The sequence below is a fragment of the Noviherbaspirillum sp. genome (genome assembly GCF_036846085.1).
Taxonomy (GTDB): domain Bacteria; phylum Pseudomonadota; class Gammaproteobacteria; order Burkholderiales; family Burkholderiaceae_D; genus Noviherbaspirillum.
Window position 1 is genome coordinate 1 of record NZ_DAIUCO010000195.1, and the last position, 10,438, is coordinate 10,438.

11 protein-coding genes are annotated in these 10,438 nt (G+C 63.2%); 4 read left to right on the forward strand and 7 right to left on the reverse strand.

The features are described 5' to 3' along the window. From V7080_RS19090 to V7080_RS19100, 3 genes are all read left to right on the forward strand, one after another. Window positions 1–732, forward strand: a 732-nt coding sequence (locus tag V7080_RS19090; protein WP_334189982.1) for a Bug family tripartite tricarboxylate transporter substrate binding protein, incomplete at its 5' end; no start/stop codon positions are given. 158 nt (window positions 733–890) lie between these two features. Then, window positions 891–3,038 carry an alpha/beta hydrolase domain-containing protein gene (locus V7080_RS19095; protein WP_334189983.1) on the forward strand — a complete coding sequence of 716 codons (2,148 nt, stop codon included), beginning with the start codon at window positions 891–893 and terminating at the stop codon, window positions 3,036–3,038. A gap of 443 nt (window positions 3,039–3,481) precedes the next feature. Then, window positions 3,482–4,861 (forward strand): hypothetical protein, encoded by a 1,380-nt coding sequence (locus tag V7080_RS19100; protein ID WP_334189984.1) that lies wholly within the window; start codon window positions 3,482–3,484, stop codon window positions 4,859–4,861. Between the two features lie 66 nt (window positions 4,862–4,927). Here V7080_RS19100 and V7080_RS19105 read toward each other — a convergent pair whose 3' ends face one another. Both V7080_RS19105 and V7080_RS19110 read right to left on the reverse strand, forming a co-directional pair. After that, a complete protein-coding gene (locus V7080_RS19105) occupies window positions 4,928–5,542 on the reverse strand; it encodes a cold shock and DUF1294 domain-containing protein (protein WP_334189985.1) in 615 nt (204 codons plus the stop codon). Window positions 5,543–5,568: 26 nt separating this feature from the next. Continuing rightward, window positions 5,569–6,540, reverse strand: a complete 972-nt coding sequence (locus tag V7080_RS19110; protein ID WP_334189986.1) for a GlxA family transcriptional regulator — start codon at window positions 6,538–6,540, stop codon at window positions 5,569–5,571. A gap of 128 nt (window positions 6,541–6,668) precedes the next feature. Here V7080_RS19110 and V7080_RS19115 point away from each other — a divergent pair, with 128 nt between their 5' ends. Then, window positions 6,669–7,490 (forward strand): dienelactone hydrolase family protein, encoded by an 822-nt coding sequence (locus V7080_RS19115; RefSeq protein ID WP_334189987.1) that lies wholly within the window; start codon window positions 6,669–6,671, stop codon window positions 7,488–7,490. Window positions 7,491–7,522: 32 nt separating this feature from the next. Here the strand turns inward: V7080_RS19115 and arsH are convergent, their stop codons facing one another. The 5 genes from arsH to V7080_RS19140 all read right to left on the reverse strand — a co-directional run. Then, the gene (gene arsH / locus V7080_RS19120) at window positions 7,523–8,233 is read right to left on the reverse strand and encodes an arsenical resistance protein ArsH (protein ID WP_334189988.1); all 711 of its coding nucleotides are present in this window, start codon (window positions 8,231–8,233) and stop codon (window positions 7,523–7,525) included. 13 nt (window positions 8,234–8,246) lie between these two features. After that, window positions 8,247–8,966 carry an MIP/aquaporin family protein gene (locus V7080_RS19125; protein ID WP_334189989.1) on the reverse strand — a complete coding sequence of 240 codons (720 nt, stop codon included), beginning with the start codon at window positions 8,964–8,966 and terminating at the stop codon, window positions 8,247–8,249. Beyond that, the gene (locus V7080_RS19130; protein ID WP_334189990.1) at window positions 8,963–9,463 is read right to left on the reverse strand and encodes an arsenate reductase ArsC; all 501 of its coding nucleotides are present in this window, start codon (window positions 9,461–9,463) and stop codon (window positions 8,963–8,965) included. Before V7080_RS19130 ends, V7080_RS19125 begins: the two co-directional genes overlap by 4 nt. A 34-nt stretch (window positions 9,464–9,497) precedes the next feature. Then, the gene (locus V7080_RS19135; protein WP_334189991.1) at window positions 9,498–9,995 is read right to left on the reverse strand and encodes an ArsI/CadI family heavy metal resistance metalloenzyme; all 498 of its coding nucleotides are present in this window, start codon (window positions 9,993–9,995) and stop codon (window positions 9,498–9,500) included. Window positions 9,996–10,202: 207 nt separating this feature from the next. Then, the coding region (locus tag V7080_RS19140) for an alkaline phosphatase PhoX (protein WP_334189992.1) at window positions 10,203–10,438 on the reverse strand (236 nt) is incomplete at its 5' end.

The following is a 10,438-nucleotide window of genomic DNA, read 5'->3' on the forward strand; positions in this document are numbered from 1 at the left end:
CGCCGCGGCGCGCCGGACGGCTACACCGTGTTCATCACCACCAACACCACCCACGCCGCGGCGGAACACCTGTACAAGAAGCTGCCCTACGACCCGGTGAAGGATTTCGCGCCGATTACCGGCCTCGGCAAGGGCGGGCAGTTCATGGTGGTCGGCACGCAGTTTCCGGCCACCTCGGTGATGGACTTCATCGCCATGGCAAAGAAAGATCCGGGCAAGCTCACCTTCGGCAGCGGCAGCTCGTCGAGCCGCATCGCGGGCGAACTGTTCCAGCAGCTGGCCGGCGTGCAACTGCTGCATGTTCCCTACAAGAGCAATACCTTCGCCGTCACCGACCTGCTCGGCGGCCAGATCCAGATGATGATCACTGATTCGGCCACCGGCATGCCGCACATCAAGAGCGGCAAGCTGCGCGCCCTCGGCTACTCGGCAAAGACCCGCTCGCCGCTTCTGCCGGAGGTGCCGACCATCGAAGAGGCCGGCGTGAAGGGCTATGACATCGGCTACTGGTTCGCCGCCTATGCGCCTGCGAAAACGCCGCCGGCCATCGTCGCCCGCCTCAATGAACTCCTGACGAAGGCGGCCAAGAGCCCGACCGCGAACAGCGCGTTCTACGCCAACAGCGGCACCGACGTCTTCGTCACCTCGCCTGACGAACTGGCGAAGTTCCAGACCGCGGAATCGAAGAAGTGGGGAGAAATCATCCAGAAAGCCGGCATAGAAAAAGAATAAGCGAGCCGGCCCGGCAGCAGGTCAATGTCGATTTCCCTTTGCCGGTTCGGCAAAGGGCGGGGAGCGTTCGTCCCCGGACGTTCGGCATGCTCCGACTGCACGGCAGCACATTCATCCAAGCAGTCACACCATCCATCCATATCGTGCAGGAGACCATTGTGAACTCACGTCTTACCTATTTAACGGCAGCGGCCCTTGCAAGCGCCCTCGCCGGCTGCGGTTCCGGCGGCGGCGACTCCGCCAATGCCAATCCCAACACCTCGGTCGCCACCGGCGCGCCGATGCAGACCCTGACGATTTCGTCGACACAGGATTTCGCCTCCGGCGCCAGCTTCGGCGCGGTCGGTCCCTACGAGCAGGTGACCGGCACGATCCGGGGCGAGGTCGATCCGAAGGACCCGAAGAACGTCATCATCCAGGACCTGGCGCTTGCGCCGGTCAATGCCCGCGGCATGGTCGAATACAGCGCCGATTTCACGATGCTCAAGCCGAAGGACATGAGCAAGTCCAACGGCGTATTGCGCTACGACGCACCGAACCGCGGCAACATCCTTACCATGATCAACCCGACCGCATCGCCGAGCGACGCGGTCTACCTCGAGCGCGGCTACGTAGTGCTTTATTCGGCCTGGCAGGGCGATGTGCCGAAGAGCAGCCCGGCGCGGCTGACCGCCACCGTGCCCGTGGCGAAGAATCCCGACGGATCGTCGATCACCGGTCCCTATCGCGCCGAACTCGTGCCGAGCGCGCCCGTACCGGTGATGAGCCTGCCGGGGGGCGTCTTCAACGGCACCATGATCCCGTATGCGCCGGTATCGCTCGACACCGCGCAGCCGGGTTTCTCGCTCACGCGCCGCATGAATGAAACCGACCCGCGCACATCCATCCCGGCAGCCGACTGGAAGTTCGCCAACTGCGACACGGCCGCCAATGCCTTCCCCGGCACGCCGGACCCGACCCGCATCTGCCTCAAGGGCGGATTCGATCCGAAGTACCTGTATGAAGTGGTCTACATCGCCAAGGACCCGCTCGTGATGGGCGTGGGCCTGGCCGCGCTGCGCGATACCGTCACCTTCTTCAAGAGCAAGGCCGCCGACAATAGCGGCAACGCCAACCCGATCGCCGGCCGCATCGCGCACACCATCGGCCAGGGCACCTCGCAGTCCGGCAATGCGATGAAAACCTTCCTGCACCTCGGCTTCAACCAGGCGCTCGACGGCAGCAAGGTCTTCGACGGCATGTATGCGCACGTGGCCGCGCGCCAGACCAACGTCAACACCCGCTTCGCCGTGCCGGGCGGCGGCGGCGGATTGCGCACCGACCACACCGCCTTTGGCCAGACCGCCCCGAGGGCGCTCGACAAGGATTACATCGACAACCTCACCGGCCAGAAGGGCGGCGTGATGACGCGCTGCGCAGCGACCAATACCTGTCCGAAGTTCTTCCTCGGCCTGTCCGGCACCGAGTTCTGGCAACTGCAGGGTTCGCCGGTGCTTACCGATGCGTATGGCTTCCGCGACCTGGCGCAGCCGGAGAATGCGCGCATCTACTACTACGCCAGCACCCAGCACGGCGGCCCGGGTGGCACGGCCAGCATCAGCTACAACCCGACCCGCGACGTCTATCCGCGCGGCACGGTGGCCCACTTCAACGACACCTTCCGGGCGCTGTTCCTGAACCTGGAAGACTGGGTGACGAAGAACACCGCGCCGCCGGCCAGCCAGGTGCCGAAGATCGCCGACGGCACGCTGGTGCGCCCCGAAGACGTCAGGTTCCCGGTCATGAAGGGATTAACCTGGGCGGTGAACGGCACACAGACACCGATCCCGGAGTTCAACTACCTGGCCCGCTACAACGGCTATCCGCTGCTTGATTTCGGCCCGCAATACCGGCCGCAGGACGAGTCCGGCATCGCCACTCAGCTGCCGCCCTTCTATACCGGCAAGGACTACGCGATCCTAGTGCCGCAGGTCGATCCGTCGACCGGCCTGACGCGCGCCGGCATCCGGGGCGTGGAGGTGCAGGCGCCGCTCGGCACGAGTATCGAGTTCAACTATGTCGCCACGCCGGGCATCATCGATCTGTCCAACCTCGGCGGCTCGTATATTCCATTCCACCGCACGGAGGCGGAGCGCACCGCGGCGGGCGATACCCGTCCCTCGCTGGAGTCGCTGTACGGCAACCAGGCGGGGTATGTGGCCAGGGTGACGGAAGCGGCCAGCAGCCTGGTAGCGCAACGTTTCCTGCTGCAGCGGGATGCGGAGCGCATCATCCAGCAGGCGACGGCGAGTCCGGTCTTGCCTTGAGGCTTGATGCGTTATTGGTGCATGACTACGGCAAGGGCGGGCGACCGCCCTTGCCGTTTCCGGCCGGGAAATTGCCGCCGGATGCCGGATTGCAGTGCCGGTGGCAAGCGCAGGCATCGCAGCGTGTGGAAACCGCACACCTATCTTTTCCGTGCAACCGGGCAGCCGGTGCCTGGGAACCATGACGGGTCTTATGCCACATACGGGACTTGCGGGCGTACGCCCGCTTCCCGAGTCCATTGGCAGAAAGCCTTTCCATGCACAACTTTTCATTGATCCCGAGAGACTACATTTTTAATTCCGGTCCGCCCGTGCAGGAAGCGCAACACCGCGCCGAACCGGCTACCGTCACTTCCCCGCCACCTGCCACGTCAACCTCTGTTGCCCAAACGCCGGGAGGACGGCAAAGGCCGGAGGCGATGCCAAGCATGCAGGCCCGACTCATGCAACAACTGGAGGAAGCGCCGCCCAATCCCTCCCGGCAGGAGGGTGCGCCGCATTTGGCTTCGGCCAGCTCCTCCACCTTATCCGTCACGGAGTTGAACCGGGTGAATCGGGTGAATCAGGCCTTGCTCGAAGAGTTCCGCCAGAAAGCCGATGCCAACCCGGACAATACGCCCCTGACAAAGGACTATTGCCACGATGTGCTGGTGGAACTGGCCGATTGGCTGAAGCAGCAGTCCGCTTATCCCGGAATGCATTCGCTACCGGCTCTCGTGGGCTTTGCCTGTGACGACAACCGTCGGTGCGTCGACCACATTGCGCAAAATCTGGACAAACATTTCACCGACAGTGGTGCGGCACCGGTGCAGATGGGAAAGCCTAGCCAATTGAGCTTTTCATTGAATATGGATCTTGGCCACATCATCAGCGCCTTGAGTCTGTCACGCCGGGAACCGCATATCACGCTGCCGCCTGCCGTTACTACACGCCAGGACGAGTGGCTGCTGCATACCCACCGCTTTGATTTAATAAGACAAGGCTCGTACTCTCGAACGGCTATCAACAACATTGCGGGCTGCAGACACTTCTGCATTTGGCTCCAGCAGCAGAAGCTGATCGGGACGCGGATCTTGCACGGGCTAGACAGCCTGGAGAAGGTGCTGAACTTTCCCAACGAAAACCAAGTGAAAGAAGTGGTTGAGAGCTTTCGAAACGACCCAGGCACCACTACAGCAATAGGTGAACAAGCCCGTACCGGCATCAATAAGTTGCGGATGTTGAAGGGGCAGTCCCCGATCCCGGTCAGAAAATATTCGAGAGCGCGGCCAATGCATCAGCAACTGCTTGCCGCCCGGCCGGAGCAGCCCGCCACCCTTGCGCCGCCGCACACTTCACGCTTGGGTTCGCCTGCCTTCATGGCCGAAGCGGCCGCCTTGCCGAGTACCGCGTCCAATGAAGCAGGAAGCAGCCGGTTCGGTGTATGGCGTCCTGTCCCAAGGTCACAGGACGCATCTCGTTACGTGCGGCCCCACGCGGGCACCGTTCAGCCCGGGCAGACTACCAACATCGCGCCGTCGTCCAACCCGGGCGCAAGCGGACCGGTTTTCATGGCTGAAGCGGCCGCCTTCCCGGATGCAGCCTCCGATGAGGCAGGAAGCAGACGGTACGGTGTATGGCGTCCTGTGCCAGCGTCACAGGACGCGTCTCGTAACGTACGCCGGCGCGTGGACCCCGCACCGCCCGGGCAGACTACCAATATCGTGCCGACGCACAGTCCCAGCGTGACCGGGCCCGCCATCACGGATGAAGAGATTGCTTTCCTTGTTGCGCCTCCTACCTCGGAGGAAGAGTTTGACTTCTTTAACAAGATGTTCAAGTGAGAAGGCGTCAGGCAGATCGGGGTACGGACTGGCTGCGGGTCCTGATCCCGCCACCCTGCCTCGGCGTCAAAAAAAGCTTTTCGCCGGCCAACCATAAGGTGAAACCAGAAATACAAAGCCGCATACGTTCATGATGACAGTGCACCAGAACGCAGCCTGGAATGATTTCTTGCTCGATTTGTGGCGCAGCACCTGCTGGGCGACGATCGCCCCCGGCCATCCGCCCGCAAGACCCAGCAGCAACAGCGTGCTTTCCGGCGTGCGCCACGCCCCCGACGTGGCGGCGGACTTGTCTTTCGCATAGGCGATAAAAGTCACTGCGCTCGCGACGGCGTACAGGGCGTCCACCCAGGCCGGGATGTGCCACGCGAACGAGGCGGCGAAGTACACCAGCAGGAAAAGCGGAATGGCGGCATAGCTTCCTGTGCCGGAACGCGAAGGTTCCGCTGCCTTGCGATGCGCCGCCCGGCCCGTCGGTCCGGCGGGCTCGACCCGGACCGCCCGTTCCCTGCCGTCCGTGCCGATACCCAGTTCGAAGGTAAGCCGTTGTCCGGGCTGTGGCCGCAGCCCGGCACGGCAGGCTTTGATATGGACGAACACCTCATCGCCTCCCTGGGCCGGTTCGATGAATCCGAATCCGCGTTCGTCGTTCCAGGTTTTCAATGTGCCGGTCAATCGCATGGATGCTTTCGTTAAAAATCAGCGGATCAGCGCAATGCGCTGGGTGTTGCGCCGAATTCCCGCTTGATGAGCTTTCGCAGTGCCGTGCCGTCCTGGTATCCCACCCTGGAGGCGACGGCTTCAATCGACAGCGATGTGGTTTCGATCAGGTGCGAGGCATGCAGCAGCCGCCGGCGCTGGATGAACTTGATCGGCGGTAGCCCCGTTGCGGCGGCGATGCGCCGCGACAGCGTCTTCGGCGATACGGCCAGCGCGGATGACAAGGTCGTCACGCTGATCGGCGCGGCCAGATGATCATCGATCCAGCGCTCGGCGGCAACCACCGTCGGATCGATATGCTGGATATGCGTCGGGATCATGTACCGGGCCTGCGAGGCGCGGTGGTCGATCAGCATGTAGCGCGAGCACAGGCGGGCGACACCCGCTCCCATCGTATCGGCGACGACCACCAGCGCCAGGTCCAGTTGCGAAAAGGCCGCGCCTGCGGTCGTACAGGGCCCGTCGCTGACCACCATCCTTGTCTCTTCCAAAGTGATGTGCGGAAAGCGCGCGCGGAAGGCGGATGCCAGCCACCAGGTCGTGGTCGCGCGGCGGCCGTCCAGCAGGCCGGCCTCGGCCAGCAGGAATACCGACGAACAGGAGGCGCCTATCCTGACGCTGCCGTCGGCCATCCCCTGTAACAGCCGCAGTGCCTCGGTCGCATCCTTTTGCGCGAAGCGTGCCGTGATGGCGGCATCGTTTACAAGGCCGCACCCGGGAATGACGATCCAGTCCGGTTTCGTGCCGGCAGCGGCGATCTCGCGGAACAGGGCATCCGCCCGCAGCGTCAGCCCGCCGCCTGTGCTGACATGCCGTTTGTATCCTGCGGTCACGATCCTGATCCTGTGCGGCTTGCCGGTCGCGGCAAGAAAGCCCAGTCCCGCGTTCAGCGTATCGATGGTAATCGCCAGGCTCGACGCCATGACGCCGTCCAGGGCGAGGATCAGGATGGTTTTCATTTGTCTATTTTGGCATGAAACAAGTCGTTTTCAACAATAGCCGGCTGATTCGCCCGGATGCACACTGAAGGCTCTTGAAACGGGTTGCCCGGCGACGTCGCGGCAACCGATCCAGTGAAGGAGCGGCGATGCTGAAGCGGAATATGAATGAGGACGATCCTCTCGACGATTTCAATGCGCGGGAAATCACCCTCGACGGCGTGATGAAGATTGTCCATGTGAGCGGCACCGGGCCGGCGGTGATCGTGATGACCGAGATGCCCGGCATCAGTCCGCATGTGGCCCGCTTCGCACGCTGGGTGCGCGACGCGGGATTCACCGTCTACATGCCCTCGCTATTTGGCCGCGATGGCGCGGTGCCGGGCGCGGAGGAAGGCAAGGCCGTTTTCCAACGTGCCTGCGTCAGCGCCGAATTCCGTGCGTTCGCCGGCAAGGGGTCCAGTCCGGTCACCAAGTGGTTGCGATCGCTGGCACGGCTGGCGCACGGCGAATGCGGAGGCCCGGGGGTCGGTGCGATCGGCATGTGTTTCACCGGCAATTTCGCGCTGACGATGATGCTTGATGCATCGGTGATCGCACCGGTACTGTCGCAGCCGACACTGCCGCTGGACGATCCCGCCGGCATCGAGATGGCGCCGGAGGAACTCGCCGCGGTACGCCAGCGCCTGGAGCGCGACGACCTGACCGTGATGGCGTATCGCTTCGAGGGCGATAAATTCTGCCGCGCGCAGCGCTTCGCCGCCTACCGCGAGGCGCTTGGGGACCGCTTCGTCGGCCGCGTGCTTCCCGACAGCGCCGCCAACCGCGATTCGCTTGCGCCGTTTTTCGAACACGTCGTGGCCAGCCCGCACAGCGTCGTGACCGCGCACCTGATCGACGAAGCCGGCCAGCCGACGATCGCCGCCCGCGACGAAATCCTGTCCTTCTTTGCCCGGCGGCTCAACGCCTGATGCGAAGGAGGGCGCCGCGGGGTCGGACGCTGTCAAAGCCGCTGCACATCGACAGCGGCCTTCTCCTTCCGCTCGCTGTACCGGTCCGTCAGGTAGTCCGTCCTGCCCCGCAGGAGCAGCGTGAACTTGAACAGCTCCTCCATCACGTCCACCAGGCGGTCGTAATACGGCGACGCCTTCATCCTGCCGGCATCGTCGAACTCCTGATAGGCCTTCGCGACCGACGACTGGTTCGGTATGGTGAACATGCGCATCCAGCGGCCGAGCAAGCGCAGGGTATTGACCGTGTTGAACGACTGCGAACCGCCGCATACCTGCATCACCGCCAGCGTGCGCCCCTGGGTCGGCCGCATCGCGCCCAGTTCCAGGGGTATCCAGTCGATCTGGTTCTTGAATACGGCGGTGACCGCACCGTGGCGTTCGGGACTGCACCATACCTGTCCTTCGGACCACATCGACAGCTCCCTGAGCTCGACAACCTTTGGATGGCTGTCCGGCACGCTGCCGGCCATCGGCAGGCCGGCCGGATCGAAGATCCGGGTTTCGGCGCCGAAATGGTTCAGGATGCGTGCCGCTTCGTACGTGAGAAAGCGGCTGAACGAGCGCTCGCGCAGGGAGCCGTACAGCAGCAGAATCCGTGGCGGATGATCGAACGGCGCCGGTGGCGAGAGCTTGTCCATCGTCGGCGTATCCAACAGTTCCGGTACCGCCGCGGGCAGGCTTGAATCGGTGAGTAAGTGCATGAATGGAATCGGTTTATGAATGTTTGCGGCCTGCGAATTCGCTTGGCGACACGGTGCCGCCGACGGTCGCATCCTTCGGTGGCGCGGGATAAAGCCAGCAGAACACCCCGGTTGCCGCCGCGGCGCCCAGCAACTGCGCGACGATGAAGCCGGGCGCGTCGATCGGTCGGATGCCGGCGAAGGTATCGCTTGCCGCACGCGCGAGCGTCACGGCGGGATTGGCGAAGGAGGTCGACGAGGTGAACCAGTAGGCGGCGGTGATATAGGCGGCAACCGCGAACGGCGTTACCGTCGGTCGGCTGCGTGAACAGCCGATGATGACGGCGAGCAGCCCGAAGGTGGCGATGAACTCGCTCCACCATTGCGCCGCGCCGGTGCGGACATGGTCCGAGGCGAAGAACAGCGGTTCGCCGAACATCCCGTGCGCCGCCGCCACGCCGGCGAACGCGCCGGCGATCTGCACTGCGATGTAAGGGATCGCGTCCGAGGCTGGAATGTTCTTCTGCCACGCTTCGGACAGGGTCACCGCCGGATTGAAATGCGCGCCGGAGATGGTGCCGAACATCAGGATCAACGCCACCAGTCCGCATCCGGTGGCGATGGCGTTCGCGAGCAGGGCGATCGCCGTGTTGCCCTCCGCGAGGCGTTCGCCCATGATGCCCGACCCGATTACCACCGCCAGCAGGAAGGCGGTGCCGAGCCCTTCCGCAACCAGCCGCCTTGCATGCGTCATACCTTTGTCTCGCCGATTTGCCTGATTTCCTGCTGGATCGCATTTTTTTCCAGCATATGCAGAGGCAGGTTCACAAAAATGTTCATCCGTGTCCGGATCTGCCGGTAGACCTTGTCGAATACGGCGCGCTTTTCCTCGTCGGTGCCGGTGGCCGCCGCCGGGTCCTCGAAGCCCCAATGTGCCGAGACCGGATGACCGGGCCAGTATGGGCATTGTTCTCCCGCCGCGTTGTCGCAGACGGTGATGATGAAATCCATCTGCGGTGCTTCCGGCGCGGCGAACTCATCCCAGCTTTTGCTGCGCAGCTTGTCCAGCGGATAACCGGTCTGCCGGATCTGTTCGATGGCGAACGGGTTCACCGTGCCGCCCGGTTTGCTGCCGGCGGAAAAGCCCCGAAAGCGGCCGTTGCCCATGGTGCTGACGAGTGCTTCAGCCATGATGCTGCGGGCGGAATTGCCGGTGCAGAGAAAAAGCACGTTATAGACTTTGTCGGACATTTGATTTTCCTTTTAGGTAGCGTAGCGAGAGAAATCAGCAGCAGCCGCCGGCGGTGCTTTTTTTGGCTGCCGGAACGCCGCAGCTTGACTGCCCGGCGTCCCGCTGCATTGAAACGAAAGGGGCTGCCGCCTCGTCCGCCTGTTTGCCCCCCATGCGGCTCTGCCCCCACACCGGAACGGCGTCAAGCGTGTGAAACGTTTCCCACGCGATGCCCTGGGGGTCGGTAACCCAGTATTTATCCGACCGGGCGTAACAGCACGAGCCCTCCTCTTTCTCCACATCCGGCTGCAATGCCTGAAGGCGCTCCTGCATCTGCGTCAGTTCGGTCCCCGATTCCACCTGGATGCCGAGATGATCCAACCCGGGCTGCGCGCCGCGCTGGGAGATGGCGAAATTCACCCGCGGATCATCCAGCATCCATTTGGCGTAATCGTCCTTCAGCACCGTCGGCGTGGCGGCGAACATGGAGGAGTAAAAGCGGATGCTGTCGGCAAGGTTGTCGACGGTTACATGGACATGCAGGCGTTTCATCGGAATGCTCCTTGGGTGGTGGACGGGAAACGGTGAAGCTGGCGCAACGGAGGACCTTCTCATGACTTCGATCCGTTAACATTCGATAATTCTACGTTTATAGAAATATGAAATCAATGGGTGCCGTGATTTTCTTTTCACATAAAAAACGGGCCGATGGACGTTTAGTCCACCGGCCCGTCCGGACCCACCCCTGGGTGTTACTGCTTAGCTGCCGATGCGGCCGCCGTCATTCTTGGTAATGACGATGGTCGCCGAACGCGGACGCGCCGTCGTCGCGCCGCCCGGACCATAGCCGGCGTTCGCGGGCCAGTGGCTCAGGTACTTGGTCGGATCGGCGACGTTGGCGGCCGTGATCGACTCGCCCGGATGCTGGATGTTGACGAACATCGCCTTGCCGTCCGGCGTTTCGGCAATACCGGTGATTTCGCAATCGACTGGGC

Excerpts from the sequence above, each read along its gene's own strand:
- V7080_RS19100 (WP_334189984.1), top strand. The coding sequence starts at position 3,482 with ATGCAACAACTGGAGGAAGCGCCGCCCAATCCCTCCCGGCAGGAGGGT.
- V7080_RS19105 (WP_334189985.1), bottom strand. The coding sequence starts at position 5,542 with ATGCGATTGACCGGCACATTGAAAACCTGGAACGACGAACGCGGATTC.
- V7080_RS19110 (WP_334189986.1), bottom strand. The coding sequence starts at position 6,540 with ATGAAAACCATCCTGATCCTCGCCCTGGACGGCGTCATGGCGTCGAGC.
- V7080_RS19115 (WP_334189987.1), top strand. The coding sequence starts at position 6,669 with ATGCTGAAGCGGAATATGAATGAGGACGATCCTCTCGACGATTTCAAT.
- arsH (WP_334189988.1), bottom strand. The coding sequence starts at position 8,233 with ATGCACTTACTCACCGATTCAAGCCTGCCCGCGGCGGTACCGGAACTG.
- V7080_RS19125 (WP_334189989.1), bottom strand. The coding sequence starts at position 8,966 with ATGACGCATGCAAGGCGGCTGGTTGCGGAAGGGCTCGGCACCGCCTTC.
- V7080_RS19130 (WP_334189990.1), bottom strand. The coding sequence starts at position 9,463 with ATGTCCGACAAAGTCTATAACGTGCTTTTTCTCTGCACCGGCAATTCC.
- V7080_RS19135 (WP_334189991.1), bottom strand. The coding sequence starts at position 9,995 with ATGAAACGCCTGCATGTCCATGTAACCGTCGACAACCTTGCCGACAGC.